The following is a 21,243-nucleotide window of genomic DNA, read 5'->3' as shown; positions in this document are numbered from 1 at the left end:
ATGGAAGAGTATGTTAAGACTGGCTCGAAGGCTATGAAAGATATTTTTTTGATATTTGTAATCGCCTTTATGTTGCTTTTTATATATCATAAGCCTAAAGGGTTTGATACGATTTACTTTACGATAGCCTTTTTGCCGCTTATTTACATTGTTTATTATCTGCATGTTAGGCTTTTTCCCATGGGAGAAATTCAGCTTGTTATACTAAGCTCTTTTTTGACAGAGATGGGCCTCATAATGATATACAGAGTGGCGCCTGATTTGATATTGAAGCAGATTGCTTGGATATTTATAGGCTTTATTTTGTACTTTGCTTCATCATACGCTTCTCTCCATTATGATTTTTTTTACAAGGTTAAGTACGGAGACTACGTGTATTTAGCAATATCCTTTATTTTGTTGTTTTCCACATTTATATTTGGAAAGGAAATAGGTGGTTCTAAAAACTGGCTTACGTTTGGTTCCGTTTCAGTACAGCCATCTGAAGTGGTTAAGATAATTTATATAATATACCTTGCAAGGTATTTAAAAGACCATAAGAATACAAACGACATAATAAAAATAGGCGCAATAACAATTTTGATTGTAGGGGTTTTAGTAATTGAAAAAGATCTTGGTACTGCACTACTGTTTTACCTTACAACGATGTTTATGATATTTGTGGCGACTTCAAGCGTGCTTTACACAGGCGTAGGTGTAGCTTTTTTAGGAATTGGAGGCGTCATTTCGTACTTTCTTTTTAATCATGTTCGCGTTAGAATACAGGCATGGCTAAATCCATGGATGGATGTACCTGGGAAGACATACCAAATTGCTCAGTCTCTCTTTGCAATAGGTGCAGGAGGCTTTTTTGGCACTGGTCTTGGCATGGGACATCCTGAATATATTCCGGTTGTAGCCAGCGATTTTATTTTTTCAGCCATTAGTGAAGAGTTTGGGATGTTGGGAGCTGTTGCTATAATCTTGGTCTACTTTGTGATAATGTATAGAGGCATAAAAGTCGCTTTAGAGGCCAAAGATGAATTTGGTGCTTTGATCGCGATAGGACTTACCAGCATATTCAGTTTACAGGTTTTTACAATAATAGGCGGCGTCATAAAATTCATACCACTGACAGGCGTGACACTTCCTTTTGTAAGCTACGGCGGAAGTTCAATGGTAATGAGCTTTATAACATTAGGCATGTTAAACGGCATCGCAGTAAGAGAGGATGAGGATGTTGAACAGTATGAACCGCAACATTAAAATACTTTTTGCCGTCTTTTCAATCCTTTTTTTTAGCCTCATAGCGTATCTTTCTTACTTTCAGTTATATGAAAAGAATAAACTTATCACAAGTTCATACAGCGTCTATAACAAAAGGCTGATTGAACAGGAAAAAAAGATTTTAAGAGGAAGTATTTACGATAGAAATGGCAATGTCCTGGCAAAAAGCACTATTGTAAATGGTGAACAAATTAGGCAGTATCTTGATGGGGTGCCTTTTGCAGATATAATCGGTTACAGCAGGAGGATATATCAACAAGGCAGTACAGGTATAGAAAACACGTACGACAGAGAACTGCTTGGAATGATCAATACAGATCCTATGACTTTTTTAAGAGAGACTGTTTTAGGAAAAAGTCAGGTTGGCGATGATGTGGTACTGACTGTGGATAAAAGGCTGCAGGATTTGGCGTATAGCTTATTAGGAGGCAGAAAAGGTGCTGTAGTGGCTTTAGATCCAAAAACAGGCGCGGTGTTGGCGCTAGCATCGTCTCCGTCCTACGATCCAAATACTTTAGGCGAAAACTGGAGCAGTGTGATGAATAGTCCTGACCACGTCGTTTTAAACAGAGCCACGCAGGGATTGTACCCTCCAGGTTCAATATTTAAAATTATAACGGCTTCTGCTGCTTTGACGTACAAACCTGACATTTACAATCAAACATTTAACGATGTAGGGTATGTAACAGTTGATGGGAATAAGATCACAAACTATGACAACATAGCCTATGGGACTATAGGGTTTCAAAAGGCATTTTACGTTTCTTCCAATACCTCTTTTGTAAAGATAGGACTTCAGTTGGGACGTTCGAATTTAGAAGCTATGGCCAACAAGTATGGACTGAATGACAGCGTTCCATTTGACATACCTGTTGAAAAGAATCAGTTTCCATCAATTCCGCTGATAAACGGCGAGGTTCAATTGGCGGAAAGCTCCATTGGGCAAGGCAAGATTTTAGTCACGCCGTTGACGATGGCTTTGATGGCTTCGGCACCTGCGAATGGCGGGGTTATCATGAAACCATATCTTATGGATTACGTCAAAAATCCAGTTACTGGGGAGATATTAGAAAAAACGACACCAGAAAAATATCTAAATCCGATAACAAAAGATGTAGCTGATAAGATAAAACAGCTTATGATAGGCGTTGTGCAGCAAGGTACAGGTACGGCGGCGCAGATACCAGGCATTGCTGTTGCAGGCAAAACAGGCACTGCAGAAAATCCACATGGGCAAGCACATGCTTGGTTTGTAGGATTTGCACCTGCTGACGATCCAAAGATCGTAGTCTCAGTGATCATAGAAAATGGCGGTGCTGGTGGAGCTACTGCTGCGCCTATTGCCAGAGAAATCATGAAGGCGTATTTAGGCTATTGATATAGTGTAAATATACCATTTAAGGTGATGATATGATAAATATTGAAGAAAAATTAAAATTATTGCCTGACAAACCAGGCGTCTATATAATGAAAGACTCAAGTGGCAAGATAATTTATGTTGGAAAGGCTGTTATACTAAAAAATCGCGTAAGGCAGTATTTTCAAAATCAGGCAAATCAGCTTCCAAAAGTCAGAACAATGGTAAAGCATGTTGCAGATTTTGAATACATTGTGACAGATACAGAATTGGAAGCCCTAATATTGGAATGCAACTTAATAAAAAAGCATAAGCCTAAGTACAACATACTGCTTAAAGACGATAAAAACTACCCTTATATAAAGATAACTGTAAATGAAGACTATCCAAGGATCGTCTTTACCAGGAAAGTTGATATGGATGGCGCTAAGTATTTTGGACCTTACAGCAGTGCGTTTGCGGTAAGGGAGACGATAAAACTTTTAAGACATATGTTTCCTTTAAGGTCATGCAATAAAAACATAGAGAGAGATATGGGCAAAGGCAGAGAATGTCTTTATTATCATATTGGTTTGTGCTCAGCGCCGTGTACAGGCCGTATAACAAAAGAGGAATACAGAAAACTGACAGATGATGCCTTGATGTTTTTAGAAGGCAAGCGGGATGTGCTGCTTAAAAAGCTAAAGGAAGAGATGGAAAAGGCAGCGGAAAACATGGAATTTGAGAAGGCTGCAAAATTAAGAGATCAAATATACGGAATTGAGAAGACATCAGAGAAACAAAAAATAGTTTCTGCATCTTTAGAAGATCAAGATGTAATATCTATGGCAAGAAGTGCAGAAGATGCTTGTATTCAAGTGTTTTTTATAAGAGATGGAAAAGTAAGCGGAAGAGAACATTATTTTATGAAAAATACTGATGATATGGATAGAAGCGATATTATGGCGTCTTTTATAAAACAATTTTACGACAGTGCACCGTATGTACCAAAAGAGATCATATTGGATGTGGACATGGAAGAAAAGGATGTTTTGATGGAATGGCTTTCTGAAAAGCGTGGAAATAAAGTGTCTATCGTCGTTCCATCAAGAGGCAAGAAAAAAGATCTGGTTGATATGGTATATGAAAATGCCCTTGAAGCTTTAAAAAATGACGTAAACTTAAAGATGGAAAGACAGAAAAACGATGCCGTATCGGAGTTATCCAATCTTATAGGAATTGACTATGCCGAGAGAATTGAGGCTTTTGATATATCAAATATAAGGGGAACCGATAATGTAGCGTCAATGGTCGTATTTGTAGACGGAAAACCTCATAGATCGTCCTACAGAAAGTTCATCATAAAGACGGTGGAGGGACAAGACGATTACGGCAGCATGAGAGAAGTCATCTCAAGAAGGATATCCCACGGGCTTAAAGAGAAAAAGCAGATTGAGACTGGTGAACTTAAAGAGGATAAGGCTAAGTTCCACATTATGCCAGATCTCATTCTTGTTGACGGTGGGTTGGGGCATGTCAAGACAGCAATAGAAGTGCTACAACAATTAAATGTTGAGATTCCTGTGTACGGTATGGTAAAAGATTCAAAGCACAGGACAAGAGGATTAGTTTCGCCTAATGGAGAAATAGATATGCCTATGACAGGCAGGGCTTTTAGGCTTGTGGCTGAAATTCAAGATGAAGCTCACAGGTTTGCAATTACATTCCACAAAGATACAAAAAGCAAAAAGTTAAGAAGCGATCTCTTAAACATATCTGGCATTGGTGAGAAGCGGATGAAGGCATTGTACAATGCTTTTAAAACAATTGATGGAATTAAAAATGCCACAGTCGATGAGCTTAAAAAAGTGGAAGGAATGAATGAGAAGGCTGCTAATGCCGTATATGATTATTTTAGAAGTCATTAATAAATTAAAAACAATTATAAGAAAAGAGGTATCATTAAGAATATGATACCTCTTGGCGCAAGCTTAGCCAGATGTCTTGAAATATATCTGCATACTGCGGTGAAGATCTTATTTCTTCGATTATTCTTGGCCTTTTTATGTTTATATCGTAGATGTTTTTTATTTTACCAGGATGTCTTGTCATAAGCATTATTTTATCTGATAGGAATATAGCTTCGTCAATGCTGTGGGTGACGAATATGACTGTTTTTCCGCTTTTTTCCCATATTTTTAGAAGTTCCTGCTGAAGGAGAACTCTGTTTTGTTCATCTAAGTTTGCAAAAGGTTCATCCATAAGCAGTATTTCTGGATCATTGGCAAATGCCCTGGCGATGGAAACTCTCTGCTTCATGCCACCTGATAGTTGGTGTGGATAAGCGTGTTTGAAAGGAGTAAGACCCATCTTGTCTATATAGAAGTCTACTATATCGTCTATTTGATTAGGCTTCATCTTTCTCATTTTAAGCCCATAAGCGATGTTGTTTTTTACATCCATCCATGGGAATATGGCGTGTTCTTGAAAGACCATGGAATTAAGAGGTTTGTTGTCATCTACATGCTTAATGTAAATTGTCCCGTCTGTGGGAGCTTCAAGCCCTGCTAATACGCGTAATAGAGTCGTTTTTCCACATCCGCTGGGACCTACGAAGCACCAAAATTCACCTTCTTTGATCTGCAAAGAAATGTCTTCAAAAGCAGTTACGATATTTTTCTTGATTTTGAATTTTTTTGTCAGATCTTTTAATTCAACTTTAACATCTTTCATAATATATCACCGTCTTATTGAAATTGGTTTGATACGCTAGTTGTGCTTCCAAGGGATTATCAATTTTTCTATTAAATCCAGAATAATTGTAAATACGTACCCTAATATTGACATGATTATGAATGAAACAAACATGGCAGGTATATCGAATATATTGTAGGATTCCCATATTCTATACCCTATGCCTGAGCTTGCACCGTTCATTTCAGCAGCTACTATGAGTAGGAGAGCCATTCCCATGCCAAGCTTCAACCCGGTAAATATCATCGGCAGTGCTCCAGGAAGGGCTACTGTCAAGTAGTAGTCTTTTTTCGATGCTCCATAGTTTCTGGCTACATCCATGTATATTCTATCTAAATTTATTACACCTGCTGCTGTATTCATAAGGACGATGAAAAAAGTGCCTATTGCTATGACGACTATTTTTTCCAAGTCGTTAAGGCCAAACATTATCATGATAAGTGGCATTAAAGCCAATTTTGGTATAGGATATGTGGCGGCTACAATTGGGTCTAATATATTTTTGATTATAGGGAAAAGCCCCATTGTAAGCCCGATTATAAGCCCAGGTACAGCTCCTACTATGAATCCGCCGATGATTCTAAAGAGACTTACAGACAGATCGTTTAAGAGTATACCTGTTGTTAAAAGATTTATAAACGAGTGAAAGATCATAGATGGAGCAGGAAAAAATCTAGTGTCAATCAACCTTAAATCAGCTAGTATTTCCCAAATTATTAAGATAGCTATTGGAGAAATTATCTGTTGTATAAATTTATTGGATTTTGCTTCATCTTTGAGTTTTTTATCTTTTTTGCTTTTTGCGCTCGTTTTTGCGCTGCTTTTTTCTAATACATTTGTGCTGTTCAAGCAAATCACCCCTTATGCCAGATTATGGACTTTTATATTGGCCTAAAATCTTTAATGCATTTTCAACGTACGAATCGTCTACAAATTTATTGACATCAGGTGCTTTTTTTACCATTCCCTTGCTCATGTACCAATTGAGATCATTTAAAACACCTTGCTTTAAGACGTGACCATTCGGATCAAGTCCTGGTGGCTTCATCTTTTTAAATGTCTCTGGTGTGTTTACGAATGTGTATTTTGTAAGTATGCTTATTATCTTGTCTTGGTCTTTGTTTCCTGTTATAAATGCGTCGTTGTATGCTCTAACGCCTTGTAGATAAGCGATCATAAACCTGTTGCCCAAATCTTTGTTTTTGGAGAAATTTGGGCTGTACATTAAAACAGATATTTCTTCACCTTTAATGTATTCATCAGGGTCTTTCCACCATTCAAGGATGTTTTCTTCTACACCTTTAGTTATAAGAGGTTCTATTTCCATAGCTGCATCTGCGCTTCCGTTGGCAACGGCGGTTAGCATATCAGGGAATGAATCTACAACGACAAATGTTATATCCTTATCAGTTAGACCGCCTTTTTCTAATGCCTTTTGAACAAAAAGTTCGTTTATTGATCCTGTAGATGCTATTGCTATCCTTAAACCCTTTAAATCTTTAAAGTCTTTGACCTTCTGCCCCAATCCCTTTTTTAAAGCTATTTGGAAGTAACCTTTTCCTGGTATATTATGTCCTCCATCTGCTACAAGCTTAATATCTATACCGCTATTCCAAGCATTAAAAAGTCCTGCGTTAATTATTCCTCTGCTTACATCAACTTGGTTTGATGCCATTGCCGAAAGTTCATCAGCACCTGAATTAAATTTTACGTATTCGATTTTTATGCCTTGTTTTGCAAAAAAGCCTAATTTGTCAGCTAAAATTATACCTGATTCAGACGGGGAATCATCAAATGCGACTTTTACGGTTTCTACATTGCTTACGGCTGTGCTTTTTTGTTCTTTCTCACAGCCGCTTATAGAGATGATAAATATGAGAATGAAAAGAAGTGAAATGATCTTTTTCATATTGCGCCTCCTTTTATCTATTTGGAATAACTTTTACTTTATGTTATTCAACAAATAAATAAAAGGTTCTATCAAATGTTAATAAATTCGACTAAAAAAATTGATTCTCCAGTGTGTAACGCGTATATTTGAAAATATATAAAAATATATATTAGACGTAATCAGCTATACCTCTTATCGATACTTCACCAGATGTTATCGCTTTTTTTTCGCCGTTTTTAAACATGACGATGAGATTACCGTCATCGTCTATGTCAATAGCTTGTCCTACATATTCCTTATTGTTCATAATGACTTTTACATCTTTTTCTAATGTCAACGAGTATTCTTTGCACAGATTTCTAATGCTGAAAAATCCCTCATCAAGGAATGTACGATAATACTTTTCAAAATTGTTTAGTATAGATGCCGTTAAAAGCTTTCTATCTATTTTTTCTGAAGCCTCAATGAAAAGGGATGTGGCCTTATTTTGCAAATCAACCGGAAAACTGACAACATTGACATTTACTCCTATGCCTACTACTATAAAATTTATCTTATCTATTTCGCCATTCATTTCTGTCAGAATTCCACAAGCTTTTTTACCATTTACGATTATGTCATTTGGCCATTTTATGTAAGATGTCAAATTTGTCGTTTCTCTTATTGCGCCTACCAATGATACTGCTGCGACTTGTGTCAGCTTAACTGCGTCATTAGGTGCTATATCCGGTTTTAGTATAATAGACATCCATATACCCTGCTTTTTGTAAGAGAGCCACTGCCTGCCAATGCGACCTCTTCCAGATGTCTGTTCTTCTGCAACGACTGTCGTTCCATCAGGAGAATCTGAAGCTATTTCTTTTGCATAGTCATTTGTGGATGATATTGTATCGAAGTACAGATAGTTTCTTCCTATAAAATCAGTTTTTAGATGTGGAGATATTTCAGTGTAATTTATGACATCAGGTTCTTCCATAAGAATGTACCCTGATTTGTGTTTGGAATCTATGATGTAACCGTCTGACTTCAACTCATTTATGCACTTCCACACTGCTGTCCTTGAAACATTTAACTTGTCGCACAAATCTTGACCTGATATGTATTTTCCTTTATTTGATTTCAAAATTGATAAAACATCATTTTTTAGCAACATTGCTCACCCTCAATTTTAGATTCAAGTCTATTATACAAGAAAAATAATTTGCGACAAATAGTTTTGTTGATAAGGTAATTTATTTACATATTTGATATAAAATAATATAATTAATGTAAAGGTCAGCAGTGCCGGTTAGGAGGTAATAGATTTGTTAAGTGTTTCTGTTGAGGATTTAATTAAAGATCTGAACTTAGAAGTCATAGTAGAAGCTAAGGAAAAGATCGATATAACCACAAGTGATGTAAACAGACCGGGTCTTCAATTTTCGGGATTTTATGAGCATTTTGCTAAAGAGAGAGTTCAAGTTATAGGGATGGTTGAAACAGCTTTTATAGACGGAATGCCTCTCGATTTGTTAGCAGAAAGGGCTGATAAATTTTTTGAATACCCTGTGCCTTGTGTAATCGTCACAAGGGGATTGAATATAAAAAGGGAAATCGTAGATGCGGCACAAAAACATGGTCGTTATCTATTGAGGACGAAGGAATCATCTACAAAATTCATAAGCAGACTCATTAATTATTTGGAAGAAAAATTGGCACCGCAGATTACTATTCATGGAGATCTTGTAGATGTGTATGGTGTTGGTGTGCTTTTATTGGGAGAAAGCGGTATAGGAAAAAGCGAGACAGCCCTTGAGCTTATAAAAAGAGGCCATAGGCTTGTGGCTGATGATGCAACGGAGATAAGGAAAATCAGCGATTACGTCTTACAAGGAAGTTCACCCGATATAATACGGCATTATATAGAGATAAGGGGAATAGGAATACTTGATATAAAGACGCTTTACGGTGTCGGTTCAGTAAGGGACAACATGAACATCGACTTGGTTATACAATTGGAGGAATGGGATGAGGATAAATACTATGATAGGCTAGGACTTGATGACGATTACATAAAGTTTTTAGACATAAAAGTTCCAAAGCTGACTATACCTGTAAGGCCAGGGCGAAATCTTGCTATAATAGTGGAAGTAGCAGCCATGAATCACAGGCAGAAACAAATGGGTTACAACGCTGCCCATGAGCTTAATAAAAAATTGTTGAAACAGATTTCCACATAAAATATAATTGTTGTAGTGATTATTTTAAATTTTTATATTTGAAAGGGATGCAAAGTCTGATGAACCTTTTACTTGATACACATACACATACGGTAGCAAGTGGACATGCGTACAGTACAATAATGGAAAATGCCAAAGCAGCATCTGAAAAAGGTCTTAAGCTTATCTGCATGACCGATCATGGGCCTAAAATGCCTGGTGGACCACATATTTTTCACTTTGGCAATTTAAAAGTAATGCCGAGAGAAATATATGGCGTTGAAATACTAAGAGGCGTTGAAGCAAATATAATCGATAGAGATGGAAGTCTCGATGTTCCAGATGAAATCTTGAAAAAGTTGGATGTCGTTATTGCCAGTCTTCATGATGTGTGTTTTCCTTATCGCGATGTAGAATCAAATACTGAAGCTATCGTTAATGCGATGAAAAACCATTATGTAGACATCATTGGTCATCCTGGCAATCCTTTGTTTGAAATTGATATCGATAAAGTAATAGAGGCGGCATTGGAATACGATACATGTATAGAGATAAACAACAGCTCTTTTGTGTCTTCCAGAGTCGGAAGTTATGACAATTGCCTTTTGATAGCCCAAAAAGCTTCGATGAAAAATGTGAAGATTTGTGTTGGAAGCGATGCACATATATCGTTTGATGTAGGAAGATTTGACAAGGCATCGGAAGTAATTGAAAACGCAAATATTAGAGAGGAAAATATTTTAAATACAGATGTAGGTAAGTTTAAAGCATATTTAAAATCAAAGGGAAAACTTAGAAATTGAGTTAAGGAGGAGTGTAATGTGAGGATTGGCGTTGATATAGGAGGGACAAACATAGCTGTTGGTTTAGTTGACAAGGATGGGAAAATAGTAGCGACAGGATCGAGACCTACAGAGCCTAAAAGAGGTTATGCTGCTATAGCTAAAGACATTGCTGAAATTTCATTGGAGCTTGTGAAAAGATGTGGGCTTGACGTATCTCAAATTGAGGCTATGGGTATCGGCGTTCCTGGTGTTGCTGATAATGAAAAAGGCATTGTTTTAAGAGCTGTAAATCTCTATTGGACAAAGGTGCCATTAGTAAAGGAAATACATAAATACATCGATGTGCCTATAAACATGGATAATGACGCAAATGTAGCGGCGCTTGCTGAAGGTGTATTTGGAGCTGGAAGAGGTACGAACTCGTCTGTTACCATAACTTTAGGCACAGGTGTAGGTTCTGGATTTATATTAAATGGCAAAGTGTTTAACGGTTCGCACCATTTTGCTCCTGAGTTGGGGCACATTGTAATTGGTGACAATGGGGTTTTGTGCAATTGCGGCAAAGTCGGATGTCTTGAGACTTTTGCGTCTGCTACAGCTTTAATTAGAGAAGGCAAAAAGGCTGTCATGAAAAACAGCGATTCTCTCATACTCAAATTGGCAGGCGGTGAGATTGAGTCCATAACGGCTAAAAATGTAATTGATGCTGCAAGACAATTTGACGAAACGGCAATGCTTATATTTAATGATTACGTTAAGTATCTTGCTATAGGAATCGTTAATATCATAAACATACTTGATCCAGAAGTAGTCATAATAGGTGGTGGCGTTGCCAATGCTGGTGATTTCCTTTTAAAGCCGCTTAAAGAAGAAGTAAGCAAAAATATACTTTTTAAAGATCTGCCTTATGCTGACATTAGAAAAGCAGAGCTTGGGAATGATGCAGGAATAATAGGTGCAGCAATTCTTTAAGAAAAGGGGTTTTAATGTGAAGATTTATGAGTTTTTTGAGAAAAACACAGGTTTAAAAGATCACGTTGCGATAAAATTTAAAGGTGAGACAATAACATACAGCGATTTGCCAAAGTACGTAAATAGTTATGCAGCGTATCTTCAATCTTTAGGCGTCAAAAAAGGGGATAAAGTCATACTCAGTATGCCAAACTGCCCTGAATTTGTTTTTGCGTATTTAGGTTCTGCTAAAGCTGGAGCTATTACAATTCCTTTAAACCTTATGTACACGATGGAAGAAATACAGTACGTTGTCAAAGAATCTGGAGCAGATACTATCGTTGTGCATCCCGTCGTTGTTAAAAATGTGGATGTATCTGCTTTTGGCAAGCTAAATTTAAAAAACATAGTGGTCTTAAATGATGATACAAAGCAAAAGATAATGGAACATGACGATTTTAAGCAAGTTGAGATAGATGATGATGAGGTCTGCACATACCTATATACGTCAGGAACGACTGGCAAGCCAAAAGGTGCTATGCTTACACACAGGAATTTTGAAGCTGATGTAGTGGCGATGGATGAAATATCTGATTTAGGTCCAGATGACAACTTTTTGTGCGTGTTGCCGCTTTTCCACAGCTTTTCATGGACGGTAAATGTGCTGCTGGCACTATACCTTGGAAGTACAGTTACTATTAAAGATAGCTTCATGCCAAAGGATACATTGGAGACGCTTTTAAATGAAGATATAACAGTATTTTGTGGTGTTCCATCCATTTTTGCATTTTTGATTAGGATGGTAGAAAAAGGACAGTTTAAAGCTTTAAGGCTTGCTATCTCAGGCGGTGCGCCGTTAGCGCCAGAAGTGCAAAGGGGATTTGAAGAAAAGTTTAATTTTCCGCTTGTTGAAGGCTACGGATTGTCAGAAGCTGCGCCTGTAGCATTGCTAAATCCCCTTGGAGCTGATGAAATAAGGAAGCCAGGCTCTATAGGGCTACCTCTTCCATGCAATGAAGCTAAGATAGTAGATGAAGACGACAATGAAGTGCCAGTTGGTGAAGTAGGTGAGCTTGTTTTAAAAGGTTCTAACATAATGGTAGGATATCACAATATGCCTGAGGAGACAGCAAAAACTTTGCAAAATGGATGGCTTCATACAGGTGATCTTGCGAAAAAAGACGAAGATGGCTACTATTACATAGTTGATAGACTTAAAGACATGATTATCTTGGGAGGATTTAATGTATATCCCAGAGAAGTAGAAGAAGCCCTTATGGAGCACCCTGCAGTAAGAGAAGCAGCAGTCATTGGAGTTGGCGATAAATACAAAGGAGAGGAAGTAAAGGCGTTTATCGTGTTGGAGGATGGAATGACTGCAGACAGAAAAGAACTTCAAAGCTTCTTGCACGACAAATTGGCAAAATATAAGATTCCTAAGATATTTGAGTTTGTCAATGAACTTCCTAAGAGTCCAACTGGAAAAGTCATGAAAAAGCTTCTCAAATAAATTAATAAAAAACTTGGAAGTCATGCTTAAGACGGCATGGCTTTTCATTTTTAGGTAATATTGGTGTTAAAGGTAAATATAGATAAGATATTTTAAAATAATTCGATGATATGTCAGTTTGAATCAAATGTTTAGATAAATTATTTAGAATGAACATATGCAAAATCTGTTTTAATTTTATCACAAGACTATTTAATCTAATAATTTTTTCGATTATGGACTAAATCAATTTGAAAAATGACATTAAAAAAATATATTTAAAATTTAATTTTTCTTTTTTAAATATGAAATAAAATCGAAAAAGTTTTAAAATTTCATATTAAATCGTTTAAATAATTTATATTTTAAAGAAGAAATTTATCTTATTATTTTAATAGACAGTATACTTAGCTTATTAAAAATAATATTATAAAATGGAGGTATTAGAATGGAAAATGAAGTAAGTAAAAATCTACAAACTCAGAAAAGCATTACTTTAGAAAACAAATTAAGCTTTATGACAAAACTTAGCTATGGCGTAGGGGACTTTGCCAGTAATTTAAGTTGGGCGATGGTTTCGTCTTTTTTAATGATATTTTACACTGATACATTTGGCATTGCTCCAGTAGTTGTAGCTACAATGTTCTTGGTTGTTAGAGTAGTAGATGCTTTTTATGATCCTATGATTGGATTAGTTGCTGAACGTACAAAGAGCAAATATGGACGTTTTAGACCATATTTACTATATGTGCCTATATTTTTTGCAATGATAAATATTCTTACGTTTACAGTTCCACCATTTTCCATAACAGGTAAAATAGTATATGCATATATAACTTATCTATTGTTAGGTATGTTATATTCAGCAGTTAATGTACCTTATGGTGCTTTGGCTACTGTTATGACACAAGATATGAACGAGAGGACTTCTCTAAATTCATTCAGGATGTTTTTTACAAATGTGGCCTCTATAGTCATTGGAATGATAACAATGCCCCTAATTCTAAAAATTGGCAATGGAAATAAGCAAATTGGATATTTTTGGACAACAGTGCTTTATTCAGTAGTTGCTGTGCTTTTATTCTGGACAGTGTTTAAAAATTGCAAAAAAGTGATTGAACTTCCAAGACATAAGAAACTTACGTTGAAAGACTCATTTTTAGCGGTTGCAAAAAATTCACAATTGATATCTCTTATAATATATGCTTTATTACAACTAACATCTTTGTTTGGAAGGATAGGCTTGGTAGCTTATTATGCAATATACGATATGAAAAATCCTAATATGATATCTGTTCTTATGGGTGTATATGGAGTATTCAGTGCTATATCTGTCATGTTCACACCATATATAGCGAAAAAGCTTGGTAAAAAAGGAACTGCGATTGCTGCGTCATTGGTTGGAAGTATAGGGTTATTTATAATTTATTTTTCTCCTTATAACAATATTCCAATGATATTATTAGGAACAATTGTATCTGGTATTGGAGGTTTTGGCGCTCCCATGATATTCAGTATGGTAGCTGATACTGTAGATTATGCTGAGTGGAAAATTGGAGCTCGTGCAGAAGGAGCAATTTATTCTACAACAAGTTTGTCCACCAAAATAGCTTCAGCTCTTGGAGGAAGCATTGGAGCGGCTGGACTGGCGTTTTTTGGTTATGTACCTAATGCCACTCAAACAGAATTGGCAATGAAAGGGATAAATATAGTTACTAATTTGGCACCTGCTATTCTCACGTTGCTTGCAATAATTCCAATGCTATTCTATAAGATAGATAGCGAGCTTTTCCAAAAAATGAGAAGTGAGCTTGAAATACGAAGAAATGCGAACATAGAAATCGAACAAAAGAATATATAAAAAACGTAGTTTGAAAAGCTTGTTTGATATAACTTAGTATTATAATTATATCTGCAGAAGAGGTTTTTAATCTTCTATGGATGAGAAAATTCATCGGCATAATCTACTATATAAACTTGTATAAAAAATAAATGCTCACTTCTACGGCATTAATATGTTCTGCAATTTAATGTATTAACCGTAGAAGTGGAGTGAATTTTAACAACTACAAGGATTTTATCTAAATATATATTACAGCTTGATTAAGCTTGTTTCCGAAAATGTCACACAGAAACTACTTGGAGATTAAATTTCATATCATGTTTTTTAATCTAAATTACATTTTTTTAAATTTAAATTGTATAGGTTGACTAAAATTATTGATTAATCAACACAAAAAAAAGAAGTTTTTTTGAAATTACAAATGCTAAAATAAAATTAAACTAAATTAAGTATCAATGCTGAAAAATTGACTTATATAATTAAGTTTTTAGACAAAATGATTTTGGGAAAAATTTCAAATAAAAGGAGATGGTATAAACATTAATATAACATAACTAAAATATTGTTTTGCTTATAATTATTTTTATGATCGTCTTGAAAGGAGTGTGAAAGATGCCAACTCAATTTATGAAACTTGGTTTCGAGGATAGGGTAATTCGTGAAGACGGTTTCTATAATATTGCTTTAAATGGGAAAATTGTAGGCTTTAATCTTGATCTACGGATTAATTATTATCGTGGTTTGCCGCTTTCCAGTGTGCAAAAAATAAAATTGTTTGTTGATGGCAAGGAAATATCGTCAGATCTTATGTTGTTTAATTTGAATGGCAAATTCTTTACAATAGAACAACTTCCCAAGCTATATGCGGAGTATTGGGGAATAAAACAAGCAGCTCATTTGAGAGTTTATAATGGAGGCCTTACAGAAGGAGTACATGATGTTGACATTAATATAGAATATAAGAGTCCATATATGAGCTTTGGGCCAGGCATATATGGTATGATAGATGGATCATGCCATAAAAAGATGGCAATAGGGAAAGTGAGGGAAATAGATGAAACAAAATATTGATTTAGGGGTTTCTCTATATGGATTTACTGAACGTTTTGTTAAAGAAGATGATTACAGTTTTGAACAAATGTTTCAGGATTTGAATAGGTTGGGAGTCAAAAAGTTTGAATTAGTAGGTGCTCAGGTTTTTCAAAATTATCCGACGCCCAGTGAAAATGAAATTGATGAATGTGCTAGATTGGCGAAAAAATATGGTGTACAGCCATTTAGTTATGGGGGATATGTGGATTTTGCCAAGCATCATGATCATGACATGGATGACCGCGAGATATTGAATGAAATAGTATTCGACCTTATGACAGCGAAAAAACTTGGATGTAAGTATCTCAGAAGTGGTTTACCTTCAAAATCAAAAGAATTTTATAAAGAAGTTGCCAAGATAGCTGAATATTATGGCATAACCATCTGTTATGAAGTTCATGCTCCTGAACGGCCCAGCGATCCAAAAGTTCAAAAGTTATTGCAAATTTTTAGAGAAATTGACTCACCGTGGTTAGGATTTGTGCCTGATTTTGGATGCTTTATAGAACGACCAAACCGCATTTCTGTTGAACGTTTCGAAAAACTTGGTGCAAAGCCGGAGATTTTACAGTTTATAATAGACAATCGGTGGAATGGATATACTGAGGAACAGATGGCTGCAAAGGTAAAGGAAATGGGCGGCGGCTTAGCGGAGATAATGGCTGTCAGCGAATGGTTTGGATATTTGTCTTTTGCTCCAGCGGATCTGGAAGGTTTTAAGACTATTTTACCTTATTCAAAATATTTTCATGCGAAATTTTATCATATTGATGAAGACTGTATTGAAACAACGATTCCGTATGAAAAATTGTTATCCATGATTGTAGATTCGGGTTTTGAAGGTACACTTATGATCGAGTATGAAGGACATGCTTTTTACTTAAATGATGCTATAGAACAAATTAAGCGTCACATCAAGATGGAGAAGAATATTTTAGGGAAACTATAAAATCAAATTGATTTGGAAGAAATTATAAAAGTTAAAAGCATAAATAGTGGAATTATGTAGTTAAAAAATGAAATAAGATATTGTAGAGTGAGTCATGTAACATTTAGCGATGGTCAAAAAATGTTATTCACTTTAATAAAACAAGAAAGGTGTGTTATGTATGAATAAAATAATTGGTCCTAAACGAGGTGTTTCGCTTTATAGTTATTCAGGTGAATTTGGTATAACAATGGAATTAGAAGATTGCTTTAAAGATTTGTACGATATGGGGGCTTGTGGAATAGAAATTTTAGCAAATTCGCACATTGATAATTATCCAGAATTAAGTGACGAATTTGTGGAAAAATGGCAGCATTTGTGCAACAAATATGAAATTGAACCAGTAGAATATGGTCATTGGTTAGATACAAGGCTTTATCGCGATAGAAATCTTACATTAAAAGAATGCTTGGAAATGTTGGAGCAGGATTTTAAAATTGCTAACAAACTTGGATTTCGCATATTGAGGACAAAACTGGGTGTCATAGACGATTTTTTGAATCCAGTTGAAAACTGGAGGGAAATAATTACAGCAGCGTTTCCTCTTGCAGAAAAATACGATGTAGTTATGTGTCCAGAAATCCATTTACCCACCATTTTATCAGATAAAATGGTAGAGGACTATGTAGATTTCATTATAAAAACCAATACACAGAATTTTGGATTGAATATTGACATGAGCGTATTTCAAAATCGTTTTGATTTATCTGAATTACCATATCCAGATGAAAGGCATTCGGAGCCAGAAGAACTAATTCCATTGCTTCCATATGTTAAATGTATTCATGCAAAATTTAATGCGATGGATGACGATTTTAATGAAATGACGATTCCATATCCACCAGTACTTGAAATTTTAAAAGAGCATAAATGGAATGGCTATTTGATAAGCGAATACGAAGGATTAAATAAAGATGTTCCAGGCTACACTTCACATGAGTTAAGAAAACATCATGTGATGATGAAACGGATATTGGGATATTAAATAAGACGGATTAAAAATTGTTCATATAAAGCTATAGTTATCTCAAAAGTAAACGTAAAAGGTCTATTGTCATATATTCTTTATCAAATTTTTATGAGGTGATAAAGATTTATGTTTGAAATAATTACGAGGAGGAAGTAAAGATGTTAGAAAAAGAAGTTATTCAATATAGAGGTTTTCACAACATATATGAAAATGGTGTTTGTGTGGGTTTTCAATTATGCATACGATCACCGTATTACCGTGGTGTCTGGTTGTCTCAGATTCGACCTGGTCGTGTAATTGTAGATGGTGAAGTTTTTCCGTGGGATACCATTATTTGGGTTATTGATGGTAAGGAGTATACGACAGATGAACTTGCTAAAAGCGGCCGGGAATTCTGGAGGCTCACTGAACCAGCAGTTCTAAAGGTAAAAAAAGCTGGTGGGTTAAAGCAAGGTTATCATGACGTTAGTGTACGGTTTGGTTTTAGCGCTTCTTATATGCCACCATCTATGGATCGATTCAGTGATGATGTTGAATATAGTACATTTAACGGAGGTACTTATTCCAGAAAGAAGATGATTATTGTTTAAAACGGTGAAGCTTAAAATGATGCATTGTTACTACAAAATCTGTAAAAAATTATATGCTTGATAATTAAGACATAGATAATCATTTGGTATAAGTTTACAGACAATTAAAATTAAAAATGAAAGGAATGTGAACTTTATGGACATTCATTTAGGTATTATAGGCTATGGAGGAATGGGAAAGTGGCATGCAAAAAATGCCGTAAGAATTGCTGGTGTAAAAGTAGTTGCTGTTTGCGATATTGATGAGGAAAAAATTAAAGAAGGTAAAAAAGATGGATTTGTTACCTATTCTTTGCCGAAGAACTTTTAGCAGATTCAAATGTTAATACTGTTGTATTGACTGTACCTAATCATTTGCACAAGGAAATGTGTTTAAAAGCTGCTGCTGCTAAGAAAAATGTTATTACAGAAAAACCTGCAGCTTTGAGTGTGGCTGAACTTGATGAAATGGAAGCAGTATGCAAAAAAGAAGGGGTATTTCTTACCGCTCACCAAAATGAAGATGGGATAAAGATATGCTCATTATAAAGAAAATTTATGAGGAAGGGATTTTAGGTAAAATTTTTACTATTGAATCTAAGTTGCATTCAGCAAATGGGTATATGCACGAATGGCATTTGTATAAAAAGTATGGTGGTGGCATGCTCTACGATTGGGGGCCGCATCTAATCGACCAAATACTTTTTATGATGCCCAATGCGAAAATAAAAAGTTTATACGCAGATATAAAGAATGTATTACATGAGGAAGTTGATGATTACTTTAAGATTTTGATGAAGATGGATAATGGTATAACAGTGCATATAGAGCTCTCAACATATATGTTAAAATATGCTCCACGTTGGATTGCGGCGGGAGATAAAGGAACAGCTGTGGTAAACAGCTTTGAATGCCATGGTGCGATTTACCGTACGGGTAAGCTTCTAGAAAAGCTACCGCCACAAATCACTGAGACAATAGCTGGTCCGACAAGGCAGTTTGCTCCGGTTCCTCCTGGAGGCATTACAGAAGAGCCTTTACCGCAAGTAGAAGCAGACTGGGTAGATTTTTATAAAAATGTGAGAGATGTGTTAAACGGTAAAGCAGAGTCTCTTATTAAGATTTCGGAGGTGCGCAGAGTATTAGCAGTTATGGAGGCGGTAAGGGAATCGGCTGAGAGCGGTGAGGCTATCGCGTTTGAATAAAATAAAAATGAAAAAGATGATTGTTCAGCATAAGTAGTATATATTTAGCAATGAAGTTATAGTTTTTGTTCTAAATTTAATTGAAAAATAATTTATAAACATGCAAAGTATAATTTATTATGCCTTATTATACCAATAATACCAAAAATTAATAAAATGAGTAGGAGGAAATAAAAATGAAAAAATTAAGAGTAGGAATAATTGGTTGTGGAGGAATTGCAAATCAGAAACATCTTCCAGCATTAAAATTCAACAAGGATTTATGCGAAATGGTTGCTTTTTGTGACATAATAGAAGAAAGGGCAGTAAAAGCAGCAAAAGAATATGGAACACAAGATGCAAAAGTCTATGTCGATTATAAAGAATTATTAAAAGATGATTCAATAGACGTTGTGCATGTTTTGGTACCAAACGTATCACATAGTCCGATTACAGTAGCAGCATTTGAAGCAGGAAAACATGTGTTGTGCGAAAAACCTATGGCACATAATACTGAAGCGGCTCAGGCTATGATGGATGCTTGGAAAAAATCTGGAAAGAAATTCACAATTGGGTATCAAAATAGATTTCGTCCAGAAGTACAGGCTCTTTATAAAGCTTGTCAAAAAGGCGAATTAGGAGAAATTTATTTTGCTAAGGCACATGCAGTTAGAAGAAGAGCAGTTCCTACATGGGGTGTTTTCCCAGACAAATCAAAGCAAGGCGGTGGTCCATTGATAGACATTGGAACACATGCACTGGATTTAACCCTTTGGATGATGAATAATTATAAGCCGGTTTCAGTAACAGGTTCTGTATTCCAAAAAATAGGAACATTGGAAGATGGTCCAGAAGGCAATTTGTTTGGTCCATGGGATCCAAAGACTTTTGAAGTAGAAGATTCGGCGTTTGGATTTATAAAGATGGAAAATGGAGCTACAATTTTCTTAGAAGCATCATGGGCGTTAAATGTTACCGATGCTAGGGAAGCAGCAACAACGCTTTGTGGCACAAAAGCAGGAGCGGAGATAAAGTCAGGTATGGGCTATCGAGAAAATGAGTTAATCTATAATAGAGCTCATAATGGAATGTTAACTGAAGAGAGGAATTCTGCAGCCGGAGCTGTTGCATATTTTTCTGGTAGTGAATCAGAGCCGGGCGTAATTGAATCAAGACAATGGTTGGAATCTATCATAAATGATACTGAGCCTCTTGTAAAGCCAGAACAAGCATTTGTTGTAACAAAGATATTGGATGCAATTTATAAATCTGCTGAAGCAGGAAAGGAAATTTATTTTTAACTTATGAAATGATACATTGTACTAGAACTGTCAGTGACATAGTGTATATTAACAGTTCTAGTACAATTAAGTTTTTTGTTTTATTGTAACCATAAAAGACAAATACTCTGGTTATGCAAAAGTATTTAGAGATATTTAAAAAACTGGTTCTAAGTATATTGGCTTTATTCCGGACTTTGGTTGTTTAGCTACTAAACCTAGCAAAGTGAATTGGGATAAAGCAATAACAAAAGGAGCATCAGTTGAACATTTAAAAATGGCGGCTCAAATGAGATACGATGGAGTATCAAGAGATGAAGCAAGGGAGAGACTTATAAAAGCAGGTACTAATGATGCGGATTTAGGTTTGTTTCGAAGCAATGTTTGGGTTTGTTACATTTTATAAAAAACCCGATTTAGAAGGTTTAAAGAAAATTATGCCATATTGTGTTCGTTTTTATGGTAAGTTTCATTATATTTATGATAATCTTGAAGAAGCAAGTATTCCTTATAATAAAATTTTACCTGTAATAAAAGATTCGGATTTTGAAAGATATATTATGTCTGAATATGAATCAGGAAGAGCTTATGAAATTAGGAAAAACCATCTTCAGATGGAAAGAAAATTGTTATTTGGAGTATAAAAA

21 protein-coding genes are annotated in these 21,243 nt (G+C 35.5%); 17 read left to right on the top strand and 4 right to left on the bottom strand.

What is annotated here, in order from left to right:
* The 3 genes from BVF91_RS04590 to uvrC are packed head-to-tail and all read left to right on the top strand — an operon-like array spanning position 1 to position 4,530.
* Positions 1-1,245 (top strand): FtsW/RodA/SpoVE family cell cycle protein, encoded by a 1,245-nt coding sequence (locus BVF91_RS04590; protein WP_085112303.1) that lies wholly within the window; start codon positions 1-3, stop codon positions 1,243-1,245.
* Positions 1,217-2,644, top strand: a complete 1,428-nt coding sequence (locus BVF91_RS04585; RefSeq protein ID WP_085112302.1) for a peptidoglycan D,D-transpeptidase FtsI family protein — start codon at positions 1,217-1,219, stop codon at positions 2,642-2,644. The genes BVF91_RS04590 and BVF91_RS04585 overlap by 29 nt, the downstream gene beginning before the upstream one ends.
* Before the next feature lie 35 nt (positions 2,645-2,679).
* Positions 2,680-4,530, top strand: coding sequence for an excinuclease ABC subunit UvrC (gene uvrC / locus BVF91_RS04580; protein ID WP_085112378.1), 1,851 nt, complete (start codon positions 2,680-2,682; stop codon positions 4,528-4,530).
* A 34-nt stretch (positions 4,531-4,564) separates the two neighbouring features.
* On the opposite strand, the gene BVF91_RS04575 is transcribed toward uvrC, so the two are convergent.
* The 4 genes from BVF91_RS04575 to BVF91_RS04560 form a co-directional block, all read right to left on the bottom strand.
* Positions 4,565-5,335 carry an ABC transporter ATP-binding protein gene (locus tag BVF91_RS04575; protein ID WP_085112301.1) on the bottom strand — a complete coding sequence of 257 codons (771 nt, stop codon included), beginning with the start codon at positions 5,333-5,335 and terminating at the stop codon, positions 4,565-4,567.
* Positions 5,336-5,371: 36 nt separating this feature from the next.
* On the bottom strand, positions 5,372-6,214 hold the full coding sequence (locus tag BVF91_RS04570; protein WP_240495809.1) for an ABC transporter permease: 843 nt from the start codon (positions 6,212-6,214) through the stop codon (positions 5,372-5,374).
* Positions 6,215-6,227: 13 nt separating this feature from the next.
* On the bottom strand, positions 6,228-7,265 hold the full coding sequence (locus tag BVF91_RS04565; RefSeq protein ID WP_085112299.1) for an ABC transporter substrate-binding protein: 1,038 nt from the start codon (positions 7,263-7,265) through the stop codon (positions 6,228-6,230).
* A 151-nt stretch (positions 7,266-7,416) separates the two neighbouring features.
* Positions 7,417-8,397, bottom strand: coding sequence for a biotin--[acetyl-CoA-carboxylase] ligase (locus BVF91_RS04560; RefSeq protein WP_085112377.1), 981 nt, complete (start codon positions 8,395-8,397; stop codon positions 7,417-7,419).
* 154 nt (positions 8,398-8,551) lie between these two features.
* Here BVF91_RS04560 and hprK point away from each other — a divergent pair, with 154 nt between their 5' ends.
* The 14 genes from hprK to BVF91_RS04495 all read left to right on the top strand — a co-directional run bounded on the left by hprK (position 8,552) and on the right by BVF91_RS04495 (position 21,240).
* Entirely contained in the window at positions 8,552-9,466 is a 915-nt protein-coding gene (gene hprK, locus BVF91_RS04555) for an HPr(Ser) kinase/phosphatase (protein ID WP_085112298.1), read from the top strand.
* Positions 9,467-9,525: 59 nt separating this feature from the next.
* Complete coding sequence (locus tag BVF91_RS04550; RefSeq protein WP_085112297.1) at positions 9,526-10,248, top strand: phosphatase; 723 nt, start codon at positions 9,526-9,528, stop codon at positions 10,246-10,248.
* Positions 10,249-10,266: 18 nt separating this feature from the next.
* Positions 10,267-11,202 (top strand): ROK family protein, encoded by a 936-nt coding sequence (locus BVF91_RS04545; protein ID WP_085112296.1) that lies wholly within the window; start codon positions 10,267-10,269, stop codon positions 11,200-11,202.
* Between the two features lie 16 nt (positions 11,203-11,218).
* The gene (locus BVF91_RS04540) at positions 11,219-12,691 is read left to right on the top strand and encodes a long-chain-fatty-acid--CoA ligase (RefSeq protein WP_085112295.1); all 1,473 of its coding nucleotides are present in this window, start codon (positions 11,219-11,221) and stop codon (positions 12,689-12,691) included.
* A 427-nt stretch (positions 12,692-13,118) separates the two neighbouring features.
* On the top strand, positions 13,119-14,531 hold the full coding sequence (locus BVF91_RS04535) for an MFS transporter (RefSeq protein ID WP_085112294.1): 1,413 nt from the start codon (positions 13,119-13,121) through the stop codon (positions 14,529-14,531).
* 594 nt (positions 14,532-15,125) lie between these two features.
* Entirely contained in the window at positions 15,126-15,584 is a 459-nt protein-coding gene (locus BVF91_RS04530; RefSeq protein WP_085112293.1) for a C-glycoside deglycosidase beta subunit domain-containing protein, read from the top strand.
* Positions 15,568-16,554 (top strand): sugar phosphate isomerase/epimerase family protein, encoded by a 987-nt coding sequence (locus tag BVF91_RS04525; RefSeq protein ID WP_085112292.1) that lies wholly within the window; start codon positions 15,568-15,570, stop codon positions 16,552-16,554. Before BVF91_RS04530 ends, BVF91_RS04525 begins: the two co-directional genes overlap by 17 nt.
* A 160-nt stretch (positions 16,555-16,714) precedes the next feature.
* Complete coding sequence (locus BVF91_RS04520; RefSeq protein ID WP_085112291.1) at positions 16,715-17,578, top strand: sugar phosphate isomerase/epimerase family protein; 864 nt, start codon at positions 16,715-16,717, stop codon at positions 17,576-17,578.
* A 143-nt stretch (positions 17,579-17,721) separates the two neighbouring features.
* Positions 17,722-18,153, top strand: a complete 432-nt coding sequence (locus tag BVF91_RS04515) for a C-glycoside deglycosidase beta subunit domain-containing protein (protein ID WP_085112290.1) — start codon at positions 17,722-17,724, stop codon at positions 18,151-18,153.
* Positions 18,154-18,325: 172 nt separating this feature from the next.
* On the top strand, positions 18,326-18,463 hold the full coding sequence (locus tag BVF91_RS13385) for a hypothetical protein (protein WP_206199023.1): 138 nt from the start codon (positions 18,326-18,328) through the stop codon (positions 18,461-18,463).
* A gap of 26 nt (positions 18,464-18,489) precedes the next feature.
* A complete protein-coding gene (locus tag BVF91_RS13380) occupies positions 18,490-18,681 on the top strand; it encodes a Gfo/Idh/MocA family oxidoreductase (RefSeq protein WP_206199022.1) in 192 nt (63 codons plus the stop codon).
* Positions 18,669-19,337, top strand: a complete 669-nt coding sequence (locus tag BVF91_RS13375; RefSeq protein WP_206199021.1) for a Gfo/Idh/MocA family protein — start codon at positions 18,669-18,671, stop codon at positions 19,335-19,337. The genes BVF91_RS13380 and BVF91_RS13375 overlap by 13 nt, the downstream gene beginning before the upstream one ends.
* A gap of 170 nt (positions 19,338-19,507) precedes the next feature.
* Complete coding sequence (locus tag BVF91_RS04505) at positions 19,508-20,617, top strand: Gfo/Idh/MocA family protein (RefSeq protein WP_085112289.1); 1,110 nt, start codon at positions 19,508-19,510, stop codon at positions 20,615-20,617.
* 359 nt (positions 20,618-20,976) lie between these two features.
* Entirely contained in the window at positions 20,977-21,240 is a 264-nt protein-coding gene (locus BVF91_RS04495) for a hypothetical protein (RefSeq protein WP_085112287.1), read from the top strand.
* The last annotated feature ends 3 nt before the right edge of the window (positions 21,241-21,243 follow it).

Source organism: Thermoanaerobacterium sp. PSU-2, from assembly GCF_002102475.1.
Taxonomy (GTDB): Bacteria; Bacillota; Thermoanaerobacteria; order Thermoanaerobacterales; family Thermoanaerobacteraceae; genus Thermoanaerobacterium.
The sequence above is the reverse complement of the archived record's forward strand: the minus strand, read 5'-3'. Positions and strand labels throughout refer to the sequence as shown.

Coding starts and splice junctions, on each gene's coding strand:
- BVF91_RS04590 (WP_085112303.1), top strand. CDS start 1: ATGGAAGAGTATGTTAAGACTGGCTCGAAGGCTATGAAAGATATTTTT.
- BVF91_RS13375 (WP_206199021.1), top strand. CDS start 18,669: ATGCTCATTATAAAGAAAATTTATGAGGAAGGGATTTTAGGTAAAATT.
- BVF91_RS04525 (WP_085112292.1), top strand. CDS start 15,568: ATGAAACAAAATATTGATTTAGGGGTTTCTCTATATGGATTTACTGAA.
- BVF91_RS04535 (WP_085112294.1), top strand. CDS start 13,119: ATGGAAAATGAAGTAAGTAAAAATCTACAAACTCAGAAAAGCATTACT.
- BVF91_RS04575 (WP_085112301.1), bottom strand. CDS start 5,335: ATGAAAGATGTTAAAGTTGAATTAAAAGATCTGACAAAAAAATTCAAA.
- BVF91_RS04530 (WP_085112293.1), top strand. CDS start 15,126: ATGCCAACTCAATTTATGAAACTTGGTTTCGAGGATAGGGTAATTCGT.
- BVF91_RS04515 (WP_085112290.1), top strand. CDS start 17,722: ATGTTAGAAAAAGAAGTTATTCAATATAGAGGTTTTCACAACATATAT.
- BVF91_RS04585 (WP_085112302.1), top strand. CDS start 1,217: ATGTTGAACAGTATGAACCGCAACATTAAAATACTTTTTGCCGTCTTT.
- BVF91_RS13385 (WP_206199023.1), top strand. CDS start 18,326: ATGGGAAAGTGGCATGCAAAAAATGCCGTAAGAATTGCTGGTGTAAAA.
- BVF91_RS04550 (WP_085112297.1), top strand. CDS start 9,526: ATGAACCTTTTACTTGATACACATACACATACGGTAGCAAGTGGACAT.
- BVF91_RS04565 (WP_085112299.1), bottom strand. CDS start 7,265: ATGAAAAAGATCATTTCACTTCTTTTCATTCTCATATTTATCATCTCT.
- BVF91_RS04520 (WP_085112291.1), top strand. CDS start 16,715: ATGAATAAAATAATTGGTCCTAAACGAGGTGTTTCGCTTTATAGTTAT.
- BVF91_RS04495 (WP_085112287.1), top strand. CDS start 20,977: ATGTTTGGGTTTGTTACATTTTATAAAAAACCCGATTTAGAAGGTTTA.